Below are 26,129 nucleotides of genomic sequence, written 5' to 3' on the forward strand. Positions count from 1 at the left end.
CATCCGTTCGGCTGTATCGCGGCCCGCTCAATGCCCGCTCAGCACCAGGGTCTTGATCGGCAGCAGCAGGGCCTGAATCCGTAGCAGCATCGCGTGCACGAGTCCGGTCGCATCGACGACATGCAACCCAAAGCTTTTGAACGAGCCGACCTTCCCTGACGAGATCAGTTCGTGGTTGCTGGTGTAGGCATTGGCGACGCAGCTGCTGCCAGGCGTCACGCCTTCCAGCCCACCCGTGTAGATCGGCTCCATGAAAACGAGAATGGTGCCCGGACGCACGACCTGCTGCGCCTCGACCAGTTGCTCGCCGCCCCTGAACTGGCCCGCCGCGATGTAGTCCTGGACGCTGGTAACCACCATCGGAATGATCGTCCATGGCTTGGAAATGCAGGTGACCTCGGCCACCATTCCGGCCTTCATGACCTGAGCCTCGATCTGCCCAAACCCTGCCATGAGAGCACGGCGTCCTGCACCCTCCGGAATCAGAACGCCTGCCGACCGTATCATTGGATTGACGATATCACCCGGCCTCAGTGCGAACTGCTCGACCCGCCCGTCCACACCGGCGCGAATAAAGGTCTTGTCCAGATCGACCTGCGCTTCGGCCAGCGCCGCCTCCGCGCTTGCCTTCTCCGCCGGGAGAAGCGCGCTTAGTCGCGTCATCGCGGACTGTTTGGAAGCGGTCGCGGCATCGAGGCTGCCCTGGCGACCGGCGGCGGCCACTTCGAGCTTTTCGATGTCGCGTTGCGGCACGATGCCGGGATTGCGTTTCTGCAGCTCGCGCTTGGTGTCGAGTTCGTCCGTTGCCTGCTGGAGCGCGCCTTTTGCTTCCTGAAGCTGGCCTTCCGCCTTCAGGATATCGGCCTGCGCCGACAGCATCGCGGCATCGACTTCGGCAATCTTCCGCCTCGCGGTCTGCAGCGACGCTTCCTGCTTGGCGCTGTCGAGCCTGAACAGCACATCGCCCTGCTTGACGGGCGCGCTGACGTCGACCTTCACCTCGGCCACCCGGCCGGTGATTTCGGGAACGATCGGAACGGTCCGGTAGTACAACGTCGCCGAATTGGTCGACGGATGATAGTAGAAGATCATCGTGATCAGCGCGACGGTGAGCATCAGACAGGAGATGATGCCATATCGCAGTTCGAACCAGACCGAATACAGCGTGATCTCCTTGCCGAGGCGTTTGCCCTGCCGGTAACGGCGATAGAGATAATCCGGGAAGATCGTCAGCAGCGAACAGAGGAGCAGCTCAAACATGGGCCTGCACCTCGCTCTTGGCGCCACCGGCCTTCTCGATGCGGGCTTTCGCCTCGGCGGTTGCGGCAGCGTGCATCGCGTCTCCAACTGGCGGCTCGGTCGGGTCCTGTTCAGGCGGAACGCCAGCCATCTTCTCGACCGACCCTGCAATCCTGCGCAGCGGCGTGCTGAAATCCGGCAGGTCGATCATGGCGAGGAACAGGCCGATCACCCAGAACAGGTGGTTGTGCGTGAACAGCGACAGCAGGCCCAGCACGGCCACGATTTCAAACTGGAACTTCTGCGACTTGTGGGCCATCCGCTCCGGCAGCGAGTGCAGGTGCAGATAGAAATTGCCGACCGCGAGAACGACGACGATCAGAAAAATGCCGACGGCGACCATCAGGATGTCGGTGTCACCCGGTGCGGTGATGAAGGACGGCAGATGATGCGGTGCGCTGGGGTGAATCGACTCGCTCAAGGCAATCCTCCGTTCATAACGGAACTAACGCGCTGGGGGCGGTCGGCTCGATTCAATCTTTACACAATGTGAAAACTTGGCAAGTGCTAAGGCGCGGCCTGCGCGCACGAGTCCGACCAGACTCCACTAGGCCGCTTTCGCATCCGCCGGCCGCGTCTGGCGCAGCAGTTTTGCGCAAACAAAGCCGAGCGCGATCATGACGGCCGCCGCGGCAAGCAAGGTCGGGACCTTGCCGGCGTGCTGGATACCGAAACCATAGGCGATCGGGCCGATGGTCTGGCCCATGAAGAAAAAGAACGCGTGCAGCGACAGCGCGGTGGCGCGTGCTTCCGCCGACAATTCGCTGGCGAAGACCTGCAGGCTGCCGTGGATCATGTAGAACCCCCAGCCCATGAAAACCAGGCTGAGCGTTTGCAGCCTCCATTCCGGCCCCATCGCCATCGCAATGAGCTGCACGCCGACCAGTGTCGCGCCGCCGATCATCATCCCGTTGACGCCGATCCTCGGCAGAAAACGCGACACCGTCAGGGTGTAGAACAGCCCGCCGACGGCGAAGCCCGCGATGACGATGCCGGCGATCGACAGCGAGGTTTCGCCGAGCTCGAACAGGAAGGCCGCGATGAACGGAAACAGTCCGAGCACGCAGCAGCCTTCGATGAACACCGCCCCGTAGCAAATGCGCGCGTTCGGGTTGGTGAAAATCGTGCGATAGCCTTGCTTGAGGGCTGACAGGCTGGTTCGCGGTGGGCGCGTCAACGCCGCGCCGCGAAATCCAACAGCCACCACAATCGAGGCCACCACGACAATCAGACCCAGCACGGCGAGCACGCCGCGCCAGCCGAGAAAGTCTCCGATCAGGCCGGACACCGAGGCACCCAGCAAATTACCGGTCATGGCGCCGGCCAGCGTGCGCCCGATCGCGATCTGCCGCTTCTCAGCCCCGACGAGATCGCTGGTCAGCCCCAGCGCGATCGGAAACACGCCGCCCGAGCCGATACCGGCCAGAATGCGGGACGCAAACAACAACGGGAACGACGTCGCCACCGCACCGAGAATGTTGGCAAGGCCCAGCAGCGCCAGGCAGACGACCATCAGGCGAGCCTTGCCGAACATGTCGGCGACGGCGCCCAGCACCGGCTGGATGATGGCAAAGGTGAAGGCGAAAGCGGCGGCGAAACTGGCGGCGGTCGCGATGCTGACCGAAAAATCCTCGGCCACATGCGGCAACACCGGGTCGAGCGCGCGGGCGGACAGGGCTGCCGAAAAGGTCGCAAGCGCAATGATATTGAGCGCCGGCGGCATACGGCTCGCGGCGGTCACGGCGATATCCGTCTCATTGTGTTGCGTCGCGCTTCGAAAGCGCGTCGAAGTCCATCAAATTCTTCACCAACGCCTCGAACTCGCGCAGCGGCACCATGTTGGGTCCGTCCGACGGAGCGCGATCGGGATCGGGATGGGTCTCGATGAACACGCCGGCGACGCCGACGGCCACCGCGGCGCGCGCCAGCACGGGCACGAATTCGCGCTCGCCGCCCGACGACGCCCCCTTCCCGCCCGGCTGCTGCACCGAATGGGTGGCGTCGAAAATGACGGGCGCGCCTGTGCGCGCCATGATCGGCAGCGCGCGCATGTCAGAGACCAGCGTGTTGTAGCCAAACGACGCCCCGCGTTCGGTGACAAGCACGTTCGGGTTACCGCCGCCGGTGATTTTGGTGACGACGTTGGCCATGTCCCACGGCGCGAGGAACTGGCCCTTCTTGACATTGACGGCTTTGCCGGTCGCGGCGGCTGCCAGCAGGAGATCGGTTTGCCGGCACAGATATGCCGGGATCTGCAGCACGTCGACCGCTTGCGCAACTTCGGCGCATTGCGGAGGTTCATGCACGTCGGTGAGGACAGATAATCCCAGCGACGAGCGGATCTCTGCGAAAATCGGTAGCGCCTGCGCCAGGCCAATGCCGCGCGGAGCCGATCCGCTGCTGCGGTTAGCCTTGTCGAAGGAGGTCTTGTAGACGAGGCCGATCTTGAGCCGACCGGCGATCTCCTTCAGCGCACTCGCCACTTCGAGCGCGTGCGCGCGGCTCTCCAGTTGGCACGGTCCGGCAATGATCGAAATCGGCAAGTCGTTGCCGAATTTGACCGATCCAACAGTGACGACCGGGGCTGCCTGGAGATTCACGTTCAAGGGAGTTTCCTTTGTATTCGGCGCGGACCATGCCGGTCCGCGCTTTCAGGATCAACCCCGTTTAACCCCTGAATATCAGGGTTTCACCGGCGGCTATTTTACCGCCGAAAACGCCGTGGGCACCAGCAACTGGCTGACGATGTTATCGATGATCTGGCCGTCCTCCTCGCTCTTGGCGCGGCCGGCGATCCAGTCGGGATCGCTCTGGAATGCGGTCCATTTCTTTTCGCGATCGGCGAGCGAATCCCACGCGACGAAATAGGTCAGTTCCTGATTGGAGGTGCCGATCAGTGTGGTGAAGAAGCCGGCCTGCTTGATGCCGTGCTTGTCCCACAATTTCAGCGTCAGCGTATCGAACCGCTTCATCAGCGCTGGCAGGCGGCCTGGCAGGCAACGATAGACGCGCATTTCCATGATCATCGGCTTTGCTCCCAAAGGTTATTGTTCTTGCAGGTCACGGGAGCGGTTTGTCGCAACAATTGAAGCGTTCGTCAAAGGGTGGGCAAAGGCGCGAAGCGCCGTGCCCACCCTCCTCTCGGAATTGTTGCACGAATGGTGGGCACGCTTTCGCTTTGCGCATCCTACGATTCTGCAGCAGGTCTACACCAGCCGGCTCTGCACCACCGCTGCCTGAATGAACGACGCAAACAATGGATGCGGCTCAAACGGGCGCGACTTCAGCTCGGGGTGGAACTGCACGCCGATGAACCAGGGATGGTCCTCGTATTCGACGATCTCCGGCAGCACGCCGTCGGGCGAAAGCCCCGAGAAGCGCAGGCCGTGCTGCTCGAGGCGGTCCTTGTACGCCGTGTTCACCTCGTAGCGGTGGCGGTGGCGCTCGGAAATCTCGGTCGCGCCGCCATAGACTGCCGAGACGCGGCTGCCGCGCTTCAGCGCCGCAGGATACGCGCCGAGGCGCATGGTGCCGCCGAGGTCGCCGGATTTCGAACGTTTCTCCAGTTCGTTGCCGCGCAGCCATTCCGTCATCAAGCCGACCAGCGGTTCGGGAGTGGGACCGAACTCGGTGGAGTTCGCTTCCTCGATGCCGACGAGATTGCGCGCGGCCTCGATCACCGCCATCTGCATGCCGAAGCAGATGCCGAAATACGGCACGTCGCGGACGCGCGCGAACTGCGCCGCGCGGATCTTGCCTTCCGCGCCGCGCTGGCCGAAGCCGCCCGGGACCAGGATGCCGTTGACGTGCTCGAGGAACGGCGCCGGGTCCTCGTTCTCGAACACTTCGCTCTCGATCCAGTCGAGATTGACCTTAACCTTGTTGGCGATGCCGCCATGAGAGAGCGCCTCGATCAGCGATTTATAGGCGTCCTTCATGCCGGTGTATTTGCCGACAATGGCAATGGTCACCGCGCCTTCCGGGTTGCGCACGCGTTCGTTGATGACGTTCCAGCTCTGCAGCGCCGGCGGAATCTTTGGCGTGATGCCGAACGCGGCCAGCACCTCATCGTCGAGGCCAGCGACGTGATAGGCCTCAGGCACAGCGTAGATATTGTCGACGTCCCTCGCCTCGATCACCGCACTTTCGCGCACGTTGCAGAACAGGCCGAGCTTGCGCCGCTCTTCCTTCGGGATTTCACGGTCGGTGCGGCACAGCAAAATATCCGGCTGGATGCCGATCGAACGCAGTTCCTTCACCGAATGCTGGGTCGGCTTGGTCTTGAGCTCGCCCGCGCTCGGAATGAACGGCAGCAGCGTCAGATGAATATAGACCGCATGGTCGCGCGGCAGCTCGTTCTTGAGCTGACGGATCGCTTCGAAGAACGGGAGGCCTTCGATGTCGCCGACGGTGCCGCCAATCTCGACCAGCACGAAATCGTATTCGTCGTTGCCCGAGAGCACGAATTCCTTGATTGCGTTGGTGACGTGCGGAACCACCTGAATAGTCGCGCCGAGATAATCGCCACGGCGTTCCTTGGTGATGATGTCCTGATAGATACGCCCGGTGGTGATGTTGTCGGCCTTGGTGGCCGGACGCCCCGTGAAGCGCTCGTAATGGCCGAGATCGAGATCGGTCTCGGCGCCGTCGTCGGTCACGAACACTTCGCCGTGCTGATACGGCGACATCGTTCCGGGATCGAGGTTGAGATAGGGGTCGAGTTTGCGGAGACGGACCTTGTACCCGCGAGCCTGCAGCAGGGCACCGAGTGCCGCCGAAGCCAGACCCTTTCCGAGCGAAGAAACCACGCCGCCGGTGATGAATATGTACCGCGCCATGGGATTCTACCTTTAAGGCCACTGCCCCGATTCGCCAAAACGAATCGCATGCGCGGGCAAACATTCCGCCGGGCTGTGGGTGACGTGAAATTTAGAGCGATATCAAAGCATTGATGGGAAGTTCTGATACAGGACGGTAGCGGCCGCCCTGCATAGCCACCCTGCTTTATTGCGAACGCGGCGCCTGCGGACCCGACTGGCCCTGCTGTTCATCCACCTTCTTAAGCGTATCGAGCACGCCGCCGGAGGTCGGTGGAGCGACCGGCGTCGCGCCGCCCGGCTGGGACTGCGTCGTCGGCGCGGGGCCGAGGATCGAGGCCGGCTTGCGATCGACGCCGGCGAGCCAGGCCAGTGCCATGCTGGTCAGGAAGAAAAGTCCCGCCAGGACCGCCGTCGTCCGCGTCAAGAGATTGGCGGTGCCGCGGCTCGACATAAAGCCGGCGCCGCCACCCATGCCGAGGCCGCCGCCTTCGGATTTCTGCAGCAGCACGGCGCCGATCAGCACCGAGACGATCATGAGGTGAACGACGATAATGACGGTCTGCATCTCAAAACCTTCCGTCACAAGCGAAGCGCGCCGGTCTTCGGCTGCACCAAGAGCTTGCGGGTTTTCCTGAAGTTGCGCGGTGTTACACGATCGGACGGGGCATTGTCACCCCCAACCGCCACCGTGGAGATAATTGCCGCAGGCGCGACGGCAAGGCTGTCCCCGGCTCTCGCGCGACGTTTGAATCCGGAGTTGAGGTCGCAGCAATTTCTCTTATAATAGACGGATGGATACTATAGTAGACGATCTCAGCGCCCGGCTCGCCCACCGCCTGCGGCTCGAGCGCGACAGCCGCGGCTGGTCGCTGGCGGATCTGGCCGAGCGCTCCGGGGTTTCCAAGGCGACCATCAGCAAGATCGAGCGCGCCGAGGTCAGCCCGACCGCGGTGGTGCTGGTTCGGCTCGCCAGCGCTTTCGATCTCACCCTCGCCGGCCTGATGCTGCGTGCCGAAGGCCAGGGTGGGCGTCTTTCGCGCGCCGCCGAGCAGCCGGTGTGGCGCGATCCCGAGACCGGCTATCTGCGCACGCAGGTGTTCAACCGCCCCGATCATCCCGTCGAGATCATCAAGGTCGAGATGCCGGCGAAACAGCGCGTGACGCTGCCCGCCTCATCCTACGCACACATCCGCCAGGTCCTCTGGGTGTTGTCGGGCGCGCTCATCCTGATCGATGGCGGCGAGCGCCACGAACTCGGCACCGGCGACTGCCTCGGATTCGGTCCGCCGGCGGAAGTGACGTTTGCCAACGAAAGCGCCGTGCCCTGCACTTACGTCATCGCCCTTGCCCGGAGCTAGCAGGCGATGGCGGAGATCGAAACCAGGCGTTCACCGTCCGACCCGGCGGATCCGGCAAACCTCACTCCCGCCGGCCACAATGGCGGTCCGCCGCTCGACGAGCACCGGCCTGAATGGGGCGACGGGGGAATCGGGAATTATTTCTACTGGAAAACGGCGCATCGCGCGGCCTGGAAAAACCCCTCGCCCGGCATCGTCGCATTTCGGATCAGGAAAGCCGAGCGCCTCGGCCTCACCTACGAAGAATACACGCTGGAAATTCTCGAACGCGGCCGTCACCTGCAGATCGAGGATGTCGAACGCATTGCGCAGATCAAGCGGGCGCGCTCCGCCCGCACCGTCAATCATCGAAAGTGACCATCGCGGAAATTCATCCTCATGTCGGATATCCAGATCAAAGCCCTTAGCCCTTCGCCCGAAATCAGCGCGATGCTTAGTGAAATCCTGATCGAAACCGTGGCGAATGGCGGCTCGGTCAGCTTCATGCATCCGCTGTCACGGGCGGCGGCCGAGGCTTTCTGGCGCGACTCGCTCGCCGCTGCCGGCCGGGGTGAGCGGATCGTTCTCGGCGCATTTGATGGTGAGAGCCTGATCGGGACCGTGACGCTCTTGCTCGACCTTCCGCCGAACCAGCCGCATCGTGCGGAGATCGCGAAGATGATGACGCGCGTCAGTCACCGCCACCGCGGGATCGCCACGGCGCTGCTGCGCGAGGCCGAGCGGCTGGCGATCGCGCGCGGGCGCTGGCTATTGGTGCTCGATACCGCCGAAGACGAAGGCGCGGCAGGGCTGTACGAGCGGATGGGATTCAAGCTGACTGGGCTAATACCGGACTATGCTGTGAAACCGCACGGCGGGCTCACCGGCACGCTGATCTACTGGAAGCGGCTGCAGCAGGGCGTGCCCGCCCTGAGCGAGAGCTCACTTCGCTCGAAAACGCCCTAGCATGCCTCGGCAATCGCCAGAAAATCCGTCGCTTTCAGGCTGGCGCCACCGACCAGTGCGCCGTTGACGTCGGCAACTGCCATCAATTCCGCCGCGTTGGAGGGCTTGACCGAACCGCCATACAGAATCCGGATCTTGCTCCCTTCAGCCTTAAATCGGCTGGTGAGAACGCCGCGGATAAAGCGATGAACTTGCTCGACATCTCCAGGTGTCGGCGTCAGCCCGGTGCCGATCGCCCAGACCGGCTCATAGGCCACCACCAGATTGGCCGCCGTAGCGCCATCCGGCAACGAGCCCGCGAGCTGCCCGCCACAGACTTCCAGCGTCTGGCCGGCATCGCGTTGCTTCTGCGTCTCGCCGATGCAGACGATCGCCGAAAGCCCCGCCCGCCAGGCCGCTTCCGCCTTCTTCCGGACCAGCGCATCGGTCTCGCCATGGTCAGCACGCCGCTCCGAATGCCCGACGATGATGGCGCTGGCGCCGGCATCCGCCAGCATTTCCGCCGAGAGATCGCCGGTGTGGGCGCCCGAGGCCTTTGGATGGCAATCCTGGGCCCCGACGGCGAGTTTTGAACCGAGCGCCTTGTCGGCGAAACCGGCAATCAGGGCTGCCGGGGGGCAAACCAGCAGGTCGGCCTTGCCGGCCAGCGCGCCTGCGCCGGCGATCATAGCTTCGAACTCGGCCAGGGAAGATTTCAGGCCGTTCATTTTCCAGTTGCCGGCGATCAGCGGCCGGATGGCGTCGGTCATGTCAATTATCCCGCAAATGTCAGCGTTATAGATGCGCTAGCAGAGGCACGCCGCCAGTTCCAGATACCGTCGGACGGTCCCGCCGCCATAAACCGCTTCAATTAGCCCATGCGGGCGAGGTTGCGGGGGGGCTGCGGCCACTTTATGATGCGTTTTCAACTCGGTGACGCTTTGTTGCGGTTTTCGGTCCCGGATCGAATTCCCTAGGGCACGACCCGGTTCCCCTCTCCTGCAAAAAACAAGTTGGACCCATGCTTCGAGGAATTCGGAAAGCCTCATCAAACTGGCTCGGCAAGATTGTCATGGCCACCGTGATGGGCGTTTTGATTGTCAGTTTCGCAGTTTGGGGCATTGCCGACATCTTCAAGGGGTTCGGCCAGTCGTCGCTCGCCAAGATCGGCAAGACCGAGATTTCGACCGAGCAGTTCCGCCAGATCTACACGGAAAAGCTGCAGCAGCTCGGCCGTCGTTTCGGCCGTCCGCTGACCTCGGAACAGGCCCGCGCCTTCGGGCTCGACCGGCAGGTGCTGCAACAGACCATCGCCGAAGCCGCGCTGGACGAGGAAGCCCGGCGCATGGGGCTTGCCCAGTCCCAGGATGAGACCATGCGGCTCATCTACAACGACCCCAATTTCCAAGGATTGGGCGGCAAGTTCGACGCGCAGCGCTTCCAGGCCACGATCCGGCAGTTCGGCTACACCGAGCAACGCTATCTCGCCGAGCAGCGGCGCGTCGGGCTGCGGCGCCAGATCGCCGGCACCGTCTCGGCCGGGGTGGAGCCGTCGAAGGTCCTGATCGACGCCATGACCCGTTTTCAGAACGAACAGCGCTCGATCGAATACGTCAAACTCGACGCCGCGCAGGCCGGCACGATCGACCCGCCCTCGCCCGAGGCGCTGGCCGCCTATTTCGAGGAGCGCAAGACCCAGTTCCGGGCACCCGAATATCGCAAACTGTCCTTTGTGGTGATCAGCCCCGAAGAGATCGGCAAGTGGACCGAGGTCTCCGACGAGGACGCGAAGAAAATCTTCGAGCAGCGCCGCGACCAGCTCGGGACGCCGGAAAAGCGCGAAGTGTCGCAGATGTTTTTTCCGAACGAAGGCGAGGCGCTGGCCGCGCGCGGCCGCATCACCTCGGGAACGTCGTTCGACGACGTCGCGAAGGAACGCAATCTCAATCTGGCCGACGTCGATCTCGGCATGATCGCAAAGAGCGCGATCATCGATCCGGCGATTGCGGATGCGGCGTTCTCGCTGCCATCTGGCGAAGTCAGCCAGCCGGTGCAAGGGCGGTTCGGCGTGGCGCTGGTCAAGGTCGGCAAGATCGAACCGGGCGTGACGCCGACCTATGAAAGCGTCGCCGCCCAGGTAAAGAAGGAAATCGCGACCGAACGCGCGCGCGCCAAGGTCAGCGAAATCCAGAACAAGATGGAAGACGAGCGCAGCGGCGGCGCCAATGTGGTGGAGGCTTCGCAGAAGCTCGGCCTGACCGCCGTCACGATCGACGCCGTCGACCGCTCCGGCCGCACGCCCGACGGCCAGCCGGTGGCGAATATCCCGCGCGGCCTCGACGTCGTCTCGCAGGCCTTCAACAGCGATGTCGGCGTGGATAACGAACCGATCCAGTTTGCCGGCGGCTATGTCTGGTACGACGTGCTCGGCGTCACGCCCTCGCGCGAGCGCCCGCTCGACGAGGTCCGCAGCCAGGTCGAGGCGAAATGGCGCGAAGACCAGATTTCGAACAAGCTGCGCGCGAAAGCAACCGAGATGGTACAGAAGGTCGAGCAAGGCGGCACGCTCGCGGCCGAAGCGGCTGCGGTCGGATCGAAGGTCGAGACCGCGACCGGTTTCCGCCGCGACGTCTCGCTTCCAGGCGTACCTTCCGCCGCCATCACGGCCGCGTTTCGGACCGCCAAGGACGGCGTCGGGCAGACGCCGGGCACAGGTGGCAGCGAGTGGATCGTGTTCCGCGTTACCGATGTGACCGTGCCGCCGGTCGACACCGCCTCCGAAGAACTGAAGAAACTGAAGGAGACGCTGCAGCGCAGTCTGACCGACGAACAGGTCGCGCAATACGTGACGAAGATCGAATCCGAGATCGGCACCTCCATCAACCAGGCCGCCTTCGCGCAGGTGACGGGCGCTAACAACTGAGCATGATCGCGGGATAACCTGAAGTTTGCAGCCGGTCATGCTTCAAGACGACACCCAATCCTGAAAGCCCAAGCGATGGACGACCTCAAATCTATCATCGGAAAAGTCGCCACCGGCGCGACGCTGTCACGTGAAGAGGCGTCCTCCGCCTTCGACAGCATGATGTCCGGCGAGGCCACGCCCTCGCAGATGGGCGGGCTGTTGATGGCGCTGCGGGTCCGCGGTGAAACCGTCGACGAGATCACCGGCGCGGTGGCGGCGATGCGCAGCAAGATGCTGCGGGTCAACGCGCCCGCGGACGCGGTCGACGTGGTCGGCACCGGCGGCGACGGCTCCGGTTCGGTCAACGTCTCGACCTGCGCGGCATTCATCGTCGCGGGCGCCGGCGTACCCGTCGCCAAGCATGGCAACCGCGCGCTGTCGTCGCGCTCGGGCGCGGCCGATGTACTGGCTTCTCTCGGCGTCAAGATCGACCTCACGCCTGAGCAGGTCGGCCGCTGTGTGGCCGAGGCCGGCATCGGCTTCATGTTCGCGCCTGCGCATCATCCGGCCATGAAGAACGTCGGCCCGACCCGGGTCGAGCTCGCCACCCGCACGATCTTCAACCTGCTTGGCCCGCTCTCCAATCCGGCCGGCGTGAAGCGGCAGATGGTCGGCGTGTTCTCCCGGCACTGGGTGCAGCCCTTGGCGCAGGTGCTGAAAAATCTCGGCTCCGAATCTGTGTGGGTCGTGCACGGCTCCGACGGACTCGATGAAATCACCCTCACTGGCCCGAGCTTCGTCGCCAGCCTCGACAACGGCAAGATCAGCACATTCGAGGTGACGCCGGAGGATGCAGGCCTCACCTGCTGCAGCGGCGACGCGCTTAGGGGCGGCGACGCGGACACCAACGCGGTGGCGCTCTCGAGCGTGCTCAACGGCAAGCCCAGCCCCTATCGCGACGTCGCGCTGTTGAACGCCGCGGCAACGTTGATCGTGGCCGGCCGCGCCAAGGACCTCAAGGACGGCGTCGCGATCGGCGCCAAATCGCTCGACAGCGGCGCGGCGGCGGCGCGGCTGAAACACCTGATCGCGGTCTCACGCGGCTGATCCGAGGGGCGCCAGAGATGTCCGATATCCTGACGAAGATCGAAGCCTACAAGCGCGAGGAGATTGCCGCCGCCAAGCGGGCGTATCCGCTGTCCGAGGTCGAAGCCCGCGCCAAAGCGGCATCGCCGCCGCGTGGCTTCGTGTGTGCGATCCGGGAAAAGCTTTCGCGTGGTGACTATGCACTGATCGCGGAAGTGAAGAAGGCATCGCCCTCGAAGGGACTGATCCGCGCCGATTTCGACCCGCCGGCGCTGGCAAAGGCTTATGAAGCTGGCGGCGCGGCGTGCCTGTCGGTGCTGACCGACACGCCCTCGTTCCAGGGCCATCTCGACTTCATGGTCGCGGCGCGCGCGGCCACCAACTTGCCGGTGCTGCGCAAGGACTTTTTGTTCGACACCTATCAGGTGGTGGAATCCCGCGCCCATAACGCGGACTGCATCCTGATCATCATGGCCGCGCTCGACGACGCCACCGCCAAGGATCTCGAGGACGCCGCGATCGCGCTTGGGATGGATGTGCTGATCGAAATCCACGATCGCACCGAGCTCGACCGCGCGCTAAAACTTCGCTCGCCGATGATCGGCGTCAACAACCGCAACTTAAGGACCTTCGAAACCACGCTGGCGACCAGCGAGGCGCTGGCGCCGCTGATCCCGCGTGATCGCCTGATGGTCGGCGAAAGCGGCATCTTTGCGCCTGCGGACCTCGCCCGCCTCGAGCGCGTCGGCATGTCGACCTTCCTGGTCGGCGAAAGCCTGATGCGGCAGGCCGATGTGACGGCAGCGACCCGCGCGCTGCTGACGCGCGCCGATGGCTCGCGTGCGACCGGGACCGGCTAGCAGATGGCCGGCAAGGCTTCCAACAACAAGGCTGGCTCCGCCCTCACCCATATCGATGCGTCGGGCGAAGCGCGGATGGTCGACGTCTCAGCCAAGGCAGCGACCGAGCGCACGGCCGTGGCCGAGGGACGCGTGGTCATGGGCAAGGCGACGCTTGATCTGATCGTCTCCGGCAATGCCAGGAAGGGCGACGTGCTGGGGGCCGCCCGCATTGCCGGCATCATGGCGGCCAAGCGCACATCGGAACTGATCCCGCTGTGCCACCCGCTGGCGCTGTCCAAGGTGACGCTCGACATCACGCCCGACAAAAAATTGCCCGGCTGCATCGTCCGCGCCACCGTCAAGGTCACCGGCCCGACCGGGGTCGAGATGGAAGCGCTGACCGCAGTGTCGGTCGCGTGTCTTACGATCTACGACATGATCAAGGCGGTCGAGCGCGGCGTTCGCATCGAAGGCATCCATCTCGTCGAGAAGATCGGCGGCAAGTCCGGCCATTATCGCGCGGAGCGGTGAGCCTGACGGCAGCGTCGCAATTGTCACGTCTGTGTGACCGGCGCGGTGCGGAATGCGCTACCGCTTGCAGGGTTGTCTTCTTCGGGACCTTCACAAGGAGGAATCCGATGTCGATCTACAGGCTTGTTGGCGCGGCGGCTGCGTTGGCCGTGATATCCGCACCTGCCATGACACCTGCCATGGCACAGGAGGTGATCTCCGAACCCGGCTATTGCGCGTTCTTCTATCCAAACGCCAACTGCCAGAATAAAGGTCCGGGCAATCCCTACACCGATCCGCGGCGGTTCAACCAGAACTACGTGATGCCGGATGGCTCGCCGACAGCCGGTGTCGTCGTGAGGAAGCGCGCACGCACATCCGCGACACGCATGCAGTGATCCGCCGATCCCGCAATCGATCGGCGGACCGCCCGCATCGGGTCCGCCGATTTTTTTGCACGATCGCGCCCAGCCGGTTCCATGGTCGAACGATGTTCCCTGTGGTTGCCGACGGCCCCCTCCGCCACCCGGCTAACCATTCATTAACCAGACTTCCTAACGTCAATTCCATCTCGGCGCGGTATCGAAGTCGTGGGCCGAGGGTTGGGAGAACTCCGCTTCCGGAAGTTCATTTCTCGGCAGCGATCGCGTTCAATGGCTTCAACCGGCACCACCTCATTTCGGATTGCGTCCGCCTTCCGCGGCGGTCCGATCCGCTGGTTGATCCTGGGCGGCACGCTCCTGATCGCCGCCATCGCCATCGGCGCGACCATCATGGCCGGAAATTTCCGCGAGCGCGCGCTGCGCAACAGCGAACGCGAGCTGGAAAACACCGTGCTGCTGCTCGCCCGCCATTTCGACCAGCAGCTCGAAGACTTCCAGGTCGTGCAGAAGGACATGATCGCCTTCATGCGTTCCAGCGGCATCGCGACCGTGGAGAATTACAAGCGGCGGATGTCCGGCCATGACATCCATCTGATGCTGAAATCCAAGATCGAGGCGCTGTCCTATGTCGGCGGCATCAACATCTTCGACGCCGAGGGCAACCTGATCAACGCATCGATCGCCTGGCCGGCGCCGCCGGTCAACTCGGCGGACCGCGCCTTCTTCAAGACCTTCAAGTCCGGCGCGCAATCGCCGGAGATGCTGGTCGAGCCGGTCTATAGCCGCATCACCGGCGCCTGGACCACGGTGATCGCGCGCAAGATCACCGGGCCGAAAGGCGAATTCCTCGGCGTCATCGGCCGCGGCATCGAACCCGTCAATTTCGAAAAGTTCTTCACAACCGTAGCGCTCGGACCCGGCGCCACCATCGCCATGCACCACAGCGACGGCACGCTGCTGGCCCGTTACCCGCATGTGGCGGATATAATCGGCAAGAACTTCAAGAGCGGCCCGGCCGCCCAGCGGCAGATCTTCGAGCAGCCCCGCAGCACTTCGCGCCTCACCAGCCCGATCGACCGCGAGGACCGGCTGATCTCGTCGCGCGCGCTGACGAATTTTCCGCTTCTGATCATCGCTTCGACCACGACATCGGCCGCACTGGCCGACTGGCGCGAGCAGATCGGAATCCTGATCACGATCGCCGGACTTTCCGTGCTGGCGATTGCCGCCCTGCTGCTTCTTGTCGTCCGCAAGCTTTCGCACCAGCACCGCGCGTCCAAGCAGCGGCTGTCGCTGGAAAAGCAGCGCCTCGACACCGCCGTCAGCAACATGACGCAAGGCCTGCTGCTGTTCGATGCGAAGCAGAATCTCATCATCTGCAACAAGCGATATCTCGATATGTACGGCCTCTCGGCCGACGTGGTGAAGCCCGGTTGCAGCTTCCGCGAGGTGATCGCCCACCGCAAGGAAACCGGCTCGTTCGTCGGCGACATCGATCATTACCTCGAGCTGGTGCTGCGCGACATCTCGCACCGCAACGTCATGGTGATATCGACGCCCGACGGACGTTCGATCCAGATCGTCAACGAGCCGGTGCCGGACGGCGGATGGCTGGCGACCCATGAAGATATCACCGAGCGCCGCCGCGCCGAGGAGCGCATCACCCACCTCGCCCATTACGACGCGCTGACCGACCTGCCGAACCGCGCGCTGTTCCACGAACGGCTCAAGCGCGAATTGTCCCACGCCGCGCCGGACCGGCAACTGGCGGTGCTCTATATCGACATCGACGAATTCAAGAGCGTCAACGATTCGCTCGGCCACATGATCGGCGACGAGCTTTTGAAATCGGTCGCGTCGAGCCTCGCTGCTTGCGCGCGGAAAACCGATTTCGTGGCCCGGCTCGGCGGCGACGAGTTCGCCATCGTCCAGACCGGGATCGAGGATACCGACGACGTGATGAAGCTCGTCAGCCGCATCTTCGAGGCGATCCGCATCCCCTATCAGTGCCTCGGCCATCAGGTGACCACCGACGCCAGTATCAGCATCGCGCTGGCGCCGCGCGACGGTTCCGATATCGACCAGATCCTGAAGAACGCGGATCTGGCGATGTACGCGGCCAAGGCCGCCGGCCGCCGCACCTATCGCTTCTTCGAAACGGAAATGGAGGCCGAGGTCCGCGCCCGCCGCAGCCTGGAAATGGACCTGCGCCAGGCGCTCGTCGACGGCGGCTTCGAGGTCTACTACCAGCCCTGCCTCGACCTGCAGACCAATGCGATCACCGGCTGCGAGGCGCTGGTGCGCTGGCGCCATCCGCAGCGCGGCATGATTTCGCCCGCCGAGTTCGTGCCCCTTGCCGAGGACACCGGCCTGATCAACCAGCTCGGCGAGTGGGTGCTGACCACTGCCTGCAAGGAAGCGGTGAGCTGGCCCGGCACTATCAGGCTCGCGGTCAACGTCTCGCCGGTTCAATTCAGGAGCGGCATGCTGGCGCTGAAGGTGATGGCGGCGCTGGCGGCATCCGGCCTCGCCGCCAGCCGCCTGGAGCTCGAGATCACCGAAGCCGTGCTCATCCGCGACGACGAGGCGGCGCTGGCCGTTCTGCACGACCTCCGGGCCATCGGGGTTCGTATTGCACTCGACGATTTCGGCACCGGCTATTCCTCGCTGAGCTATCTGCAGCGTTTTCCGTTCGACAAGATTAAGATCGACCGCTGCTTCATCACCGACATCGCCGAGCCGGAAGGATCGTCCAGCATCGTGCAGGCCGTGGTGACCATCGCCGCCGACCGCCACATGACGACGACGGCCGAAGGCGTCGAGACAGAGCAGCAGCGCGACTTGCTGCGCGAACTCGGCTGTTCGGAAATGCAGGGCTACCTGTTCAGCCCGCCGAAGCCGGCGGCGGAGATCAGGCCGCTGCTGTTTGCGGACCGGCAGGGACCCGCGGCGGTGCGCCCGAGCCGCGCCCGCAGACGCAAGCCGGTTGTGCGGACGGCGTAGGATTTTCGAAGCGACGCTGCTTGTTGCCGTCATTGCGAGCCAAGCGAAGCAATCCATCGCGCGGCATATGCTTGACGAAATCATGGATTGCTTCGCTTCGCTCGCAATGACGTGGAGAGTTCTTCGATTCAATTTTCAAGCAGCCGACCAGATGCGCGTCCGCATTCCCGCGGCGCGTTTCGCCCGAGTTGTGCGAAAACCTTTCGCCCATGAGAGGGCGCAGGGAATGCCGGGTGCTTTGCTGCACCCGCGGTCTCGTGTGCAAGATGCACTCAAGAATGCGCACACGAGCATACAGGTACAGCCGGAGCAGCCCGGCATTCCCCGCGCAATGGTTTGACGGCTTATGCCGTGATCTCCCCGGAGACGAATTCCTCTTGCCTCCGTCGCTGGCGGATTGACGGTTCGCATTGCCCGGTTGAGCTTTGCAAACCTCCGCCAACTTGACGCCAGCCACGGGCGCCAGAACCACACGGTTTTGCCGTACGCAGCTTCCTCCGCCAAAAACTTCAACCAGCCAAGTGCCGGCCAACCGAAGATCTGGCGGAAGCGTTTAAGCGCCGTTCGTCTGCGCGCGATGTTCGCTCACGGAAGCCCGCCCTGCGAACACGTCCACGCGCCTGACGCTGCCGCGTCCACCGCAACCCGCCCCAACGTTCGTGACGATGGCCAACGCCCCTCTTCTCGGGACGGGATGGCGGGAGTTGTAGGGGTGATTTGGGTCAGTGGCGAAGCGGAATATTTTTACAACCGAGACTGGACGGGGCAAATCACCTTGAAGTTGTTACTGAAAATCGCGCAAACGCGCACGCCAAATCAGCTCGTAGCCCACACATCGAAGCGCGCCATCTCATGCTTCAGCGGTATTATTAGATGCCCTTACCGCAGCAAGTAGGCCCGCATGAGCGCAGCAATATGCGGCGATAAAGTAAGGCCCCCGATGTCGATTCGCTCATCCGGGCTACGCTTGCTCCGCGAGGTCAAGAAGAAGGCGGACTGAGAGGAGCCCGCGACGGCTTTGATCGCGAACGCGCAGGCCGCACGGGACTGTTGCAATCGGCTTTCGCTTCAACGGCCAGCGCCTCTTGCATTGTAAAAGCAAACACGACCGGCTGCGTAAATGTCAGGCGTGATTGACGAATCGTCGATGAAAAGGGCGAAAACGGTTGAGCTTGGCGAACAGCCGCCAACGCCGCCTCATTGAGTTCATTGAAGCAGGATGGCCTTGTGATTTTGCTGTCCAAGAGACGCCCGGTCGAATCGATCGTGAACGTGATGAAGGCCTGCCCGATTTCATGTCGCGCTATCGCGCCTGGCGGATACTTCTTTTGCTTCTCGATTTGCGCGCTAACCGACAGGCCGTATTCCATTTGCGGGGTAGCCTGGGCATGGGCCGGAATCCGGCAACTGATGAAAACGAAAACTACAAAACAGACGCGAAGCATTGCCTACCTTTTGCAGCGCCTTCAGCGCCGTGGATGACCTGTCTCGAAACACCCGCGCGTCTCTCGAGGTATTCGTATCAGACTATTAGCCTAAGTATTCCCACTTGGCAGGCTTTAATTACGGTCTGGTGCATTCGACTGGCCTTTCTCCCACAGATTGTATTCCATGGACGCGACGACATCGCTGAAGCGATCAGTTTGCGCGCCTCGCTGACGTGAGCCGGCAAAATCTGCGGCTGAGTAGCCCGTATGCGCGCAGCGATATGCGGGCATAAATTAACCCAGATGTCGCGCTCATCTGGGCTACGCTTGGTCTCAACGGTCGCACCGCCGATACCGGTTGTGACCTCACCTCGTCTCACAGCCCGCCGAGATCGGAGGGGAATACAACGAAGCCGATTTCCGATCAGCCCCCCGTTAGGGGGTTGCGGCAAAAAAATTCATTTGGTGTGCAGCCGAATTGGATGAGGCCGGTTAGCGGCGGGAATCTCTTTCGGCCTGTGCTCTCTTGTTCGCCTGTGACACCCGTCCAATTGTTGACCGCGGGAGTTTGATACTTCGTCGGCGACTCGGAATCGCCTTCATGCCTTCATGGGAAGTTGGCTGATTTGTCGGGCGGGAGAATTGCTGTGCCCTCCGAAGAGAAAGCGCTCGCCGAGCCGCTTCTCCCAGTTCCCTCCTCGCCTCAAATTTTTGGAGACGTGCGAGCTCCTTGTTAACCCGCTTCAGGGCAGCCACGAAAACCTGCTTACGATGGAGAGAATGCTCGGCAGTCCCCGAAACGCTTTGGCCTCGCGGCTCGGCGGTGCCTTTGCTGATCCGACGCCGCTGGAAGGCGAGCGTACGCTCCCTGTCCCGGAGCTTTCTGAGCGATGATTTCAGGTTTTCAAGTGTCGCGCGATCCGCATCACCAATTTCGGGGTGATGAGAGGTCTGTATGAGCGCTTTCTCATCGTGATTCAAGATACTTAGCTCGAACTTGCAGGGTGCAGACATTTGACATCTCATACGTGCAATTCGTTGCCTCGCCGTCGCTGCGCTAGCCAACTTTGCCAATCATATCCACGGTGCGTTTCCGGGGCTCTCACGATAGCTTGATGAATTACGGAATTACGGGAATTACGGTGACAGTCTACTCAATTGCCGTCGCGCCCTTTGTAACATCGCCTGCGAATTGAGTGCACTGGCACCGTAATGCGAAGTACACGAGGTGGTCACGCATCTCCGTGAGTCGCTGGTGCTGCCGATAGTGATGACCGTCATCTCACTGGATGGTCGCGGCGCATCGGCACGCATCGTGGTAGGCGATCACGGACCGCGACTGCTTCAGTAGTTGAGGGATCAGGGACGCGCTGTCCCTGACCTCCGCCACCATCAGCGCGACGAGGGCGATGAAAACCAGAGCCTCGGGCCAGACCTGTTCTGGTATGCTTGGCCTCGACGATGTCGCCGCGCGCATCACGGCGGTTCCCATCAGGAATTATTCCCACCTTTTAGGAGTTCCAACTCAACTGTTACTTGTGTCGTGTTCAGGTTGTGCTGTAATGGCGATGCAAGGTCCAAAAAATGGGACACTCCAATGATCATTCCCCAGCAAACCGACCTCGGACGCCGCGTGGTCTACCGGCCTCCGGGGGCTGGACGCAGGTACGGCGTCATCAGCGCGATATTCACCCGCCGCGTGTTGGTCCGGTTCGATCACCAGCACTACAACAGCCGCTTGGTCAACGCAGCCTATCTGGAGTTTGTCAAACGACCGGCCGAGGCCGTGCCGCGTTCACATGGGGCGCGGAGCAGGCAGCAATCGCCAGCTATTCCCGGCCTGCCGATACCCGGCGAATCCTAGCCAACAGTCTCGGCGGTAAGGATCGAACTGCATCCCTGGAATGAGACACGTGAATTTCTGTGAGAGCATGTAGCCGCATGAGCGCAGCGATATGCGGGATAAAACAAAACCCGGATGTCGCCTTCGCTCATCCGGGTTCCGCTTGCTAGAGCTTCGCCTTCAGCGACAGCGGAATCCGAAAACGAACTACGGTGACAGTGTACTCAATTGATTCTTCGCGCTGTGGTTGGCATCCTGCCGTATGGCTCGCCTCGCTCGTGTCGTCATTCCCGACATTCCGCACCACGTGACGCAACGTGGCAACGGCCGGGCACGAACTTTCTTCGGCAATGACGACTACGCGCTTTATCGCGACTTGCTCGCAGCGTCCTGCCGCGCCGCAGGAGTGGAAATTTGGGCGTGGTGTCTGATGCCAAACCATGTGCATCTGATTCTCGTGCCGTCCGACGCGGACGGGTTGCGCCGCGCGCTGGCGCCGGTGCATCGCCGCTATGCCGGCATCATCCACGCACGCCGCAAGCGGACCGGCCATTTCTGGCAGGGGCGTTTCGGATGCGTCGCCATGGACGAGGCGCATCTCGCAGCGGCGCTGCGCTATGTATCGCTCAATCCCGTACGGGCGCGTCTCGTCAGCCGCGCGCGCGACTGGCGCTGGTCCAGCGTGCGCGCACAACTCAGCGGGCGTCACGACGGCGTCACGGCTCTGGCGCCAGTCCATGAGCGCTATCCGGATTTCGCCAATTTCCTTTCCGAAGAGCCGGATGCTGGCGTGATCGAGCGGCTGCGCGGCGCGGAGAGCATCGGCCGGCCGCTCGGCAATCGAAAATTCCTCGACGCCATCGAGTACAAGACGCGGCGCGTCCTCAAGCCCGCGAAACGCGGCCCGAAGCCACGGGACGAATTAAGTGCACTGTCACCTTAATTCGAACATTATACCCAAAATTCTTCAGTTCGGCGATAACGAGCCCCCTTTACTGCATCAGCAGCCCCAACGCTTAGTTGCTGGCCTCAAGCGCGTAATGCAAGGCTCGCGAGCAGAGCTACAAGCTCACCTTGTCTCGAAACGCCAAGCTTGACGAAAACACGCTTCAGAACGTTGCGAACGGTTTCCTCGGAAAGATTGAGACGTTCCGCTGCCTCGCGCGGCGGCAGACCGGCACCTACCAAGGACGCAACGCGCGCTTCACCAAGGGTCAGATTCAGCGAGTCCCGCACAATCGCAGGATCGGTGGGTTCTCCAATCTTCGGCTCAGCAATCAGAACGATAACGTGAGTGTGGTTGAAGAACTGCTCAGAGGCTGCAGCTTTGGCTGTTATAGGCAACAAATGCACGACGAGGGGGTATGAAGATGATCGCCGAGGCACGAGAATTGGTTTGGCGTCATTGAAACTACTAACTCCTGCCTCAAGTAGTGCATCGATAGCTGCTTCGCTCCTAAGCCGAAGATTTCCGTAGCCGATGCATAACTTTCCTTGCAAAAGGTAGATATCCTCTCCGAGCAGGTGCTTGGCAGCTAAGTTCGAGAAGACGACGCGTCCCATCGAGTCGAGAGTAAACACGGCGACACCGACCCGCGCCAAGCGCCTCCTCCAGGCCAAGTCGAGCAAACTCAGAGTCGAAGAGGCGGATCGAGAGATTGAACGACTTCTCGATATGGCGTCCGACCACGGTGAGAAGCTTCAGATCGGCCTCAGAATGCGGATCAGAATCGAGGCGGCGCTGAAGGCTCAATGCTACGCCCACCTGCGGGTTCGGGGAGGTTGCGATTCCAGCAATTCCGCCAAGGCCATACTTCGCGCGAAACTCGGTGAAAAATGGATCGGTTCGAAATTCATCAGGTGTGCAAAGATGTTGATCCGCAAACGCCTCGCCACTGAAGAAGTATCCGCGCTCCACGGCGCGGCTGGCAAGAGGATCCCTGGATGACCAATCTTGCTCGTATTCGAGTTGAGCTGCGACGAGGCTCTCGGAAACTATTGTGCCAAAAGAGCCATCATCTCGACGCCATAGAAGAACAGCCCCCGCATCGTTAAAGATGTTGGCGATCTTGCCTAGCGTTCCCGGCCAGAGCTGGGGGTTCGGCGCGGCATCGTAAATGGACTCAATTGCCTCCAACAAGGCGCTACTGGGATCATCCACAAAGCTTGGTTGCAAACGCGCTTCCTTCAAGGATTTAGTATCGTCAACTGCAAACGATCCGTCATTTAAATTATTTTCAGATTAGACCCAAATGGGTCATGCAGGTCAATCCAAATCAAGTCGATGATGCTCCGAAGTATTCGCGCCGCTTGGCGTGATTATCTGCAAGGCCGACCAAGGGAGAAAGATATGAATAGGATTTCGTTTAGTCTGTTAACGGCGGCTCTCGCTATGTTTACTCTTTTGATCTTAGAACCAATTTTTTCGTCTAGCGCATACGCGAGCAAAATGAACGGTAAAGGTTCCGGGTGCTCTGATCGCTCTTGCAGAGGTATCAATTCACCTAATTTCGGAAAGAAGAAGAGCGGCAAAAAGACCACCTCTTCGATCGACTTACGCATCGATCGGAGCCGGAATGGTTCGCTCGCTGCCTGATAGAGTTTCGACCCCAAGAGGAGAGACCGCCTTCGCGGCGGCCGTGCTTTTCAAGCAAACATCAACCCCCAGCCCATTCTTCGCCAACGTAACTCGCCGACAACTCGCGTTCGCAGCGGCCCGTATCAAGGACAACGAGCAGTTGCGGTGACGGTGCATTCAGCATCGCTTGCCGAATTAAGTGCGCTGTCACCGTAACGCAAAATGGCATCCCGAAATGCTCACTGCATTATTAACAGTGGTTCGCAAGGTAGTGACGGCCCGCACGGTTTCAGTGGACAGTTTCTTTCAGCCTGTAATCTTTGAAGGCGTCAAGTTCGGCGGGCTGCCCGCAATTAGAAAGCGTGTCGAGAACGGACTACTCGTCGGAATTCCCCTATTGGGAAGCTTTTGGGCCGGACGTCATATAGTGCAGCACGGCGTTACCTGGATTGATATTTCTGCTTTCGTGCTCTTTTACGTTCTTGTCGGTCTGGGCGTCGCCCTCGGCCTGCATCGCTATTTCTCGCACAAGAGTTTTGAAACCACCCCAGCAATCGCATTTTTGTTGGGTGCGCTTGGCTCTATGGCTTTTCAGGGGTCTATTGCACGTTGGGTTGTAGATCACAGGCGCCACCACGCCCACACAGATCAGTTCGGAGATGTGCACTCGCCGCTTGTTGACGAATGGGGCTCTTCTCTCAGTGGACTTCAGGGAATTTGGCACGCCCATGTCGGTTGGTTGTTTGATTGCACCACGACAGATGTCAGTGTTTACGGAGCAAGCGTTACTGACAACAAGCTGATAGCCTTTTTCCATCGAACCCACTGGATCTGGCCCGCAATTTCCTTGGCCATGCCTTACGTGTACGGCTACGTGCTCGCCGGTCCTGAGGCAGCATGGAGTGCGATGCTTATCGGCGGATGCCTGCGCACCACGGTACTTCACAATGTAGTCTGGGGCGTCAATTCTATCGGCCATCTCTTCGGCGAAGAGGCTTATTCGCAAGGCAACGGAAGCAAGAACAATCGAATTCTAGCAATGCTGACGTTTGGTGACGGCTGGCACAATAACCATCACCGCTTTCCGCGCTCAGCTTTTCATGGGCTCACAGACGGGCAGCTCGACGTAAACGGTCACATCATCACGTTGCTGGAAAAACTTGGACTAGTCTGGAACGTTATAAGATTGCCGCGAGATCGATCAGAGACGCCCGATAGCATCGCGATTGGTGCCAAGCATGGATGATCGAGTTCTAATTCCAACGAGATCGGCTATTGCTGCCCCCCTCGAGCGTCTGATGAAATTTGTGGAAAAGGGCGGGCCTCAACCGATCGAATATGACGAACTTTCAACCTTGTTTGATGAAATTGCCATACGCCGTACGGAAGGTGATCTCGAGTCCATCATAGCGTTCGCCCAAGACTCAAAGGGAGCGTTCAACTCGACTCAAACAAATCAAGGTTTCGTTTGTATTCGCCCACATGGATACCACGGGGACTTTGAAATCATCGATCGCATCTACACCAATTGGGTATCCCCCGACCCTACACTCGAACGCTGGGATCATTTCTTTCAGAGAAGTTCAGCGGCCAAAGCCGTGCGGGCACGGAAAGAATATTGCCATGCCCTACTCCGCGATATCGCGAACTGCCGTCCAAGCGGGGCTCAGGTATTGAACGTTGCGAGCGGTCCTGGCAGGGACATATTCGAGTTCTTTGTCAAGCACGCCAATCTAGCGCACAGGCTCCAGATTCATTTTGTTGAGCAGGATGGCAAGGCATTAGAGCACGCCAGTAAGCTTCTCACGCCGTTCCTCAGCCAGATAACGCTAGAGCACAACAATATCCTTCGTTGGCGAACCAACCAGCGATTCGATTTGATCTGGTGCGCTGGGCTTTTTGACTATCTGACTGATGCTTTGTTTGTTCGATTGCTCCGAAAATTGGCGTGCATGCTCTGCCCCGGAGGAGAACTAGTTGTCGGAAACTTCTCCAACCGCAATGTGCATCGCAACTATATGGAGTTCGGCGGGTGGCATCTTTTTCACCGAGACAGTGCAAAGCTCCTATCGCTTTTCAAACGGGCTAACATCGCAGACGCTTCAGCGCGCATTGGTGAGGAGCCAAATGGGGTCAATCTGTTCTTACACATCCGCAAAGCGTCATAGTAACGCGCAACGTGGTCAGCCAACCTTCTTGTCGTAGCCCATTTGGGTCACGACAAGCGTCCCGAGACAATCATATAAAGCTATGAGGACCAGCGTGCCTTCGAGGTCTCGCCGCAGGTCGGAATGGAGGGGGATTTAAGTATGATTTTTTGCCGATTTGTTGCCTGCTACATCGCAGTGCTTGTCGTGGTGCTTTCGGTAAAAACAGCATCCGCAGATGTCGTTTTAGGCCCCGTGACTTACGGCGGCAGCTATTCCGGTCAATGGGTTGATGGCAACGGCACCGGGCAGAACTACAGTGGGAGCTTAACCGCGGGAAACAATCTGGACATCACACACTCGGGCTTGAGTACCTCTTCCTTCAGGCTTCACACAGCCCTTACTCCGGCGCCCTTTTTCGAAATAACTGCTGCGGCCTCTGCGCCGGGATATATCCCAGGAACGGGATATGTTGGAGGAGCTGCCGCGACCGCATACTTCACTATGCAGTACCAAATCTACATAGCCGGGCAGCCGGGAGTCGTGCACACCCATATAAATGCCTTGGGCGCCGTGACTACCGAAGGAAACGTGGCGGTGCTTAGGATTGGCAACGCCAACGCCTCAGTAGGCAGTTACTCGTGGTCGACTGGTGCAGGCGCACACAGTGGCGAGACCGGACTGAATTTTGCAGTTAATGGCAGCTACGCCTTTTTGACCAACACAATCTACAATGTGATGCTGGAGGGCACCGTTTCTGCTGGATGCGGAGCATTCGAGGCCTGCAGCGCAAGTAATCACACGATGATCGATCCTGTCTTCACTGCGCCCGACGGTTATCAAATCCAACTCAGTCATGGCGTAGGTAACTCTATCGCTGCTGTCCCCGAGCCAGCTACCTGGGCAATGATCATCCTGGGTTTTGCTGGTGTTGGCTTCTTGGCGCAACGGCGGAAGAGCAAGGCAAGCTTCAACACCATTTGAACCTGCAAGCGCGTCCCCCG

General features: G+C 61.1%; 26 protein-coding genes. 15 read left to right on the plus strand and 11 right to left on the minus strand.

What is annotated here, in order from left to right:
* Positions 1 to 27: 27 nt before the first annotated feature.
* The 7 genes from V1279_RS17380 to secG all read right to left on the minus strand — a co-directional run bounded on the left by V1279_RS17380 (position 28) and on the right by secG (position 6,684).
* A complete protein-coding gene (locus V1279_RS17380; protein WP_334438079.1) occupies positions 28 to 1,260 on the minus strand; it encodes an HlyD family secretion protein in 1,233 nt (410 codons plus the stop codon).
* The gene (locus V1279_RS17385; protein WP_334438082.1) at positions 1,253 to 1,720 is read right to left on the minus strand and encodes a hypothetical protein; all 468 of its coding nucleotides are present in this window, start codon (positions 1,718 to 1,720) and stop codon (positions 1,253 to 1,255) included. Before V1279_RS17385 ends, V1279_RS17380 begins: the two co-directional genes overlap by 8 nt.
* 126 nt (positions 1,721 to 1,846) lie before the next feature.
* Positions 1,847 to 3,022 carry an MFS transporter gene (locus V1279_RS17390; protein WP_334446438.1) on the minus strand — a complete coding sequence of 392 codons (1,176 nt, stop codon included), beginning with the start codon at positions 3,020 to 3,022 and terminating at the stop codon, positions 1,847 to 1,849.
* 31 nt (positions 3,023 to 3,053) lie between these two features.
* The gene (gene kdsA / locus V1279_RS17395) at positions 3,054 to 3,905 is read right to left on the minus strand and encodes a 3-deoxy-8-phosphooctulonate synthase (protein ID WP_334438085.1); all 852 of its coding nucleotides are present in this window, start codon (positions 3,903 to 3,905) and stop codon (positions 3,054 to 3,056) included.
* A 93-nt stretch (positions 3,906 to 3,998) separates the two neighbouring features.
* Positions 3,999 to 4,325: an NIPSNAP family protein gene (locus V1279_RS17400; RefSeq protein WP_247515329.1), complete on the minus strand. Its 327-nt coding sequence runs from the start codon at positions 4,323 to 4,325 to the stop codon at positions 3,999 to 4,001.
* Positions 4,326 to 4,505: 180 nt separating this feature from the next.
* Positions 4,506 to 6,137 carry a CTP synthase gene (locus tag V1279_RS17405; RefSeq protein WP_334438091.1) on the minus strand — a complete coding sequence of 544 codons (1,632 nt, stop codon included), beginning with the start codon at positions 6,135 to 6,137 and terminating at the stop codon, positions 4,506 to 4,508.
* A 166-nt stretch (positions 6,138 to 6,303) separates the two neighbouring features.
* Entirely contained in the window at positions 6,304 to 6,684 is a 381-nt protein-coding gene (gene secG / locus V1279_RS17410; RefSeq protein WP_334438094.1) for a preprotein translocase subunit SecG, read from the minus strand.
* 226 nt (positions 6,685 to 6,910) lie between these two features.
* On the opposite strand from secG, the gene V1279_RS17415 reads away from it, so the two are divergent.
* The 3 genes from V1279_RS17415 to V1279_RS17425 are packed head-to-tail and all read left to right on the plus strand — an operon-like array spanning position 6,911 to position 8,422.
* The gene (locus V1279_RS17415) at positions 6,911 to 7,477 is read left to right on the plus strand and encodes a helix-turn-helix domain-containing protein (RefSeq protein ID WP_334438098.1); all 567 of its coding nucleotides are present in this window, start codon (positions 6,911 to 6,913) and stop codon (positions 7,475 to 7,477) included.
* A 6-nt stretch (positions 7,478 to 7,483) separates the two neighbouring features.
* Complete coding sequence (locus V1279_RS17420) at positions 7,484 to 7,834, plus strand: hypothetical protein (protein ID WP_334438100.1); 351 nt, start codon at positions 7,484 to 7,486, stop codon at positions 7,832 to 7,834.
* 21 nt (positions 7,835 to 7,855) lie between these two features.
* Positions 7,856 to 8,422 carry a GNAT family N-acetyltransferase gene (locus V1279_RS17425; RefSeq protein WP_334438102.1) on the plus strand — a complete coding sequence of 189 codons (567 nt, stop codon included), beginning with the start codon at positions 7,856 to 7,858 and terminating at the stop codon, positions 8,420 to 8,422.
* Here the strand turns inward: V1279_RS17425 and tpiA are convergent.
* Complete coding sequence (gene tpiA, locus V1279_RS17430) at positions 8,419 to 9,171, minus strand: triose-phosphate isomerase (protein WP_334438105.1); 753 nt, start codon at positions 9,169 to 9,171, stop codon at positions 8,419 to 8,421. The two genes, V1279_RS17425 and tpiA, sit on opposite strands and share 4 nt — an antisense overlap.
* Before the next feature lie 251 nt (positions 9,172 to 9,422).
* Between tpiA and V1279_RS17435 the strand changes: the two genes are divergently transcribed.
* The 6 genes from V1279_RS17435 (at position 9,423) to V1279_RS17460 (ending at position 17,130) form a co-directional block, all read left to right on the plus strand.
* Positions 9,423 to 11,324, plus strand: coding sequence for a peptidylprolyl isomerase (locus V1279_RS17435; RefSeq protein WP_334438107.1), 1,902 nt, complete (start codon positions 9,423 to 9,425; stop codon positions 11,322 to 11,324).
* 75 nt (positions 11,325 to 11,399) lie between these two features.
* Positions 11,400 to 12,413 (plus strand): anthranilate phosphoribosyltransferase, encoded by a 1,014-nt coding sequence (trpD, locus tag V1279_RS17440; protein ID WP_334438110.1) that lies wholly within the window; start codon positions 11,400 to 11,402, stop codon positions 12,411 to 12,413.
* Between the two features lie 17 nt (positions 12,414 to 12,430).
* The gene (gene trpC / locus V1279_RS17445; RefSeq protein ID WP_334438113.1) at positions 12,431 to 13,252 is read left to right on the plus strand and encodes an indole-3-glycerol phosphate synthase TrpC; all 822 of its coding nucleotides are present in this window, start codon (positions 12,431 to 12,433) and stop codon (positions 13,250 to 13,252) included.
* A 3-nt stretch (positions 13,253 to 13,255) separates the two neighbouring features.
* Entirely contained in the window at positions 13,256 to 13,765 is a 510-nt protein-coding gene (moaC, locus tag V1279_RS17450; protein ID WP_334438116.1) for a cyclic pyranopterin monophosphate synthase MoaC, read from the plus strand.
* 107 nt (positions 13,766 to 13,872) lie between these two features.
* A complete protein-coding gene (locus V1279_RS17455; RefSeq protein WP_334438119.1) occupies positions 13,873 to 14,142 on the plus strand; it encodes a hypothetical protein in 270 nt (89 codons plus the stop codon).
* A 255-nt stretch (positions 14,143 to 14,397) separates the two neighbouring features.
* On the plus strand, positions 14,398 to 17,130 hold the full coding sequence (locus V1279_RS17460; protein ID WP_334438122.1) for a bifunctional diguanylate cyclase/phosphodiesterase: 2,733 nt from the start codon (positions 14,398 to 14,400) through the stop codon (positions 17,128 to 17,130).
* A gap of 980 nt (positions 17,131 to 18,110) precedes the next feature.
* Here V1279_RS17460 and V1279_RS37875 read toward each other — a convergent pair.
* Together V1279_RS37875 and V1279_RS17470 are read right to left on the minus strand one after the other, a co-directional pair.
* The gene (locus V1279_RS37875) at positions 18,111 to 18,575 is read right to left on the minus strand and encodes an energy transducer TonB (protein ID WP_442894788.1); all 465 of its coding nucleotides are present in this window, start codon (positions 18,573 to 18,575) and stop codon (positions 18,111 to 18,113) included.
* Between the two features lie 1,264 nt (positions 18,576 to 19,839).
* Entirely contained in the window at positions 19,840 to 20,049 is a 210-nt protein-coding gene (locus tag V1279_RS17470) for a hypothetical protein (RefSeq protein WP_334438128.1), read from the minus strand.
* 105 nt (positions 20,050 to 20,154) lie between these two features.
* Between V1279_RS17470 and V1279_RS17475 the strand changes: the two genes are divergently transcribed.
* A complete protein-coding gene (locus V1279_RS17475) occupies positions 20,155 to 20,421 on the plus strand; it encodes a hypothetical protein (protein ID WP_334438131.1) in 267 nt (88 codons plus the stop codon).
* A gap of 241 nt (positions 20,422 to 20,662) precedes the next feature.
* Positions 20,663 to 21,343, plus strand: a complete 681-nt coding sequence (locus V1279_RS17480) for a transposase (RefSeq protein WP_334438133.1) — start codon at positions 20,663 to 20,665, stop codon at positions 21,341 to 21,343.
* An 86-nt stretch (positions 21,344 to 21,429) separates the two neighbouring features.
* Here V1279_RS17480 and V1279_RS17485 read toward each other — a convergent pair whose 3' ends face one another.
* Positions 21,430 to 22,002: a helix-turn-helix transcriptional regulator gene (locus V1279_RS17485; RefSeq protein ID WP_334438136.1), complete on the minus strand. Its 573-nt coding sequence runs from the start codon at positions 22,000 to 22,002 to the stop codon at positions 21,430 to 21,432.
* Between the two features lie 73 nt (positions 22,003 to 22,075).
* Between V1279_RS17485 and V1279_RS17490 the strand changes: the two genes are divergently transcribed.
* From V1279_RS17490 to V1279_RS17505, 4 genes are all read left to right on the plus strand, one after another.
* Positions 22,076 to 22,348 carry a hypothetical protein gene (locus tag V1279_RS17490; protein ID WP_334438139.1) on the plus strand — a complete coding sequence of 91 codons (273 nt, stop codon included), beginning with the start codon at positions 22,076 to 22,078 and terminating at the stop codon, positions 22,346 to 22,348.
* Between the two features lie 865 nt (positions 22,349 to 23,213).
* Positions 23,214 to 24,224, plus strand: a complete 1,011-nt coding sequence (locus tag V1279_RS17495; protein ID WP_334438142.1) for an acyl-CoA desaturase — start codon at positions 23,214 to 23,216, stop codon at positions 24,222 to 24,224.
* A 52-nt stretch (positions 24,225 to 24,276) separates the two neighbouring features.
* On the plus strand, positions 24,277 to 25,146 hold the full coding sequence (locus V1279_RS17500) for a class I SAM-dependent methyltransferase (RefSeq protein WP_334438145.1): 870 nt from the start codon (positions 24,277 to 24,279) through the stop codon (positions 25,144 to 25,146).
* Positions 25,147 to 25,269: 123 nt separating this feature from the next.
* Complete coding sequence (locus V1279_RS17505; RefSeq protein ID WP_334438147.1) at positions 25,270 to 26,109, plus strand: PEPxxWA-CTERM sorting domain-containing protein; 840 nt, start codon at positions 25,270 to 25,272, stop codon at positions 26,107 to 26,109.
* Positions 26,110 to 26,129 lie beyond the last annotated feature (20 nt).

Origin of the sequence: Bradyrhizobium sp. AZCC 1610, assembly GCF_036924515.1 — a bacterium.
In the GTDB taxonomy this organism is placed as follows: domain Bacteria; phylum Pseudomonadota; class Alphaproteobacteria; order Rhizobiales; family Xanthobacteraceae; genus Bradyrhizobium.

Bases quoted from the DNA above. Each gene is read 5' to 3' on its own strand.
- V1279_RS17380 (WP_334438079.1), bottom strand. From the start codon at position 1,260: ATGTTTGAGCTGCTCCTCTGTTCGCTGCTGACGATCTTCCCGGATTAT.
- V1279_RS17390 (WP_334446438.1), bottom strand. From the start codon at position 3,022: ATGCCGCCGGCGCTCAATATCATTGCGCTTGCGACCTTTTCGGCAGCC.
- V1279_RS17400 (WP_247515329.1), bottom strand. From the start codon at position 4,325: ATGATCATGGAAATGCGCGTCTATCGTTGCCTGCCAGGCCGCCTGCCA.
- V1279_RS17405 (WP_334438091.1), bottom strand. From the start codon at position 6,137: ATGGCGCGGTACATATTCATCACCGGCGGCGTGGTTTCTTCGCTCGGA.
- secG (WP_334438094.1), bottom strand. From the start codon at position 6,684: ATGCAGACCGTCATTATCGTCGTTCACCTCATGATCGTCTCGGTGCTG.
- V1279_RS17415 (WP_334438098.1), top strand. From the start codon at position 6,911: ATGGATACTATAGTAGACGATCTCAGCGCCCGGCTCGCCCACCGCCTG.
- V1279_RS17420 (WP_334438100.1), top strand. From the start codon at position 7,484: ATGGCGGAGATCGAAACCAGGCGTTCACCGTCCGACCCGGCGGATCCG.
- V1279_RS17425 (WP_334438102.1), top strand. From the start codon at position 7,856: ATGTCGGATATCCAGATCAAAGCCCTTAGCCCTTCGCCCGAAATCAGC.
- tpiA (WP_334438105.1), bottom strand. From the start codon at position 9,171: ATGACCGACGCCATCCGGCCGCTGATCGCCGGCAACTGGAAAATGAAC.
- V1279_RS17435 (WP_334438107.1), top strand. From the start codon at position 9,423: ATGCTTCGAGGAATTCGGAAAGCCTCATCAAACTGGCTCGGCAAGATT.
- trpD (WP_334438110.1), top strand. From the start codon at position 11,400: ATGGACGACCTCAAATCTATCATCGGAAAAGTCGCCACCGGCGCGACG.
- trpC (WP_334438113.1), top strand. From the start codon at position 12,431: ATGTCCGATATCCTGACGAAGATCGAAGCCTACAAGCGCGAGGAGATT.
- moaC (WP_334438116.1), top strand. From the start codon at position 13,256: ATGGCCGGCAAGGCTTCCAACAACAAGGCTGGCTCCGCCCTCACCCAT.
- V1279_RS17455 (WP_334438119.1), top strand. From the start codon at position 13,873: ATGTCGATCTACAGGCTTGTTGGCGCGGCGGCTGCGTTGGCCGTGATA.
- V1279_RS17460 (WP_334438122.1), top strand. From the start codon at position 14,398: ATGGCTTCAACCGGCACCACCTCATTTCGGATTGCGTCCGCCTTCCGC.
- V1279_RS37875 (WP_442894788.1), bottom strand. From the start codon at position 18,575: ATGCTTCGCGTCTGTTTTGTAGTTTTCGTTTTCATCAGTTGCCGGATT.
- V1279_RS17470 (WP_334438128.1), bottom strand. From the start codon at position 20,049: ATGGGAACCGCCGTGATGCGCGCGGCGACATCGTCGAGGCCAAGCATA.
- V1279_RS17475 (WP_334438131.1), top strand. From the start codon at position 20,155: ATGATCATTCCCCAGCAAACCGACCTCGGACGCCGCGTGGTCTACCGG.
- V1279_RS17480 (WP_334438133.1), top strand. From the start codon at position 20,663: ATGGCTCGCCTCGCTCGTGTCGTCATTCCCGACATTCCGCACCACGTG.
- V1279_RS17490 (WP_334438139.1), top strand. From the start codon at position 22,076: ATGGCGTCCGACCACGGTGAGAAGCTTCAGATCGGCCTCAGAATGCGG.
- V1279_RS17495 (WP_334438142.1), top strand. From the start codon at position 23,214: ATGCTCACTGCATTATTAACAGTGGTTCGCAAGGTAGTGACGGCCCGC.
- V1279_RS17500 (WP_334438145.1), top strand. From the start codon at position 24,277: ATGAAATTTGTGGAAAAGGGCGGGCCTCAACCGATCGAATATGACGAA.
- V1279_RS17505 (WP_334438147.1), top strand. From the start codon at position 25,270: ATGGAGGGGGATTTAAGTATGATTTTTTGCCGATTTGTTGCCTGCTAC.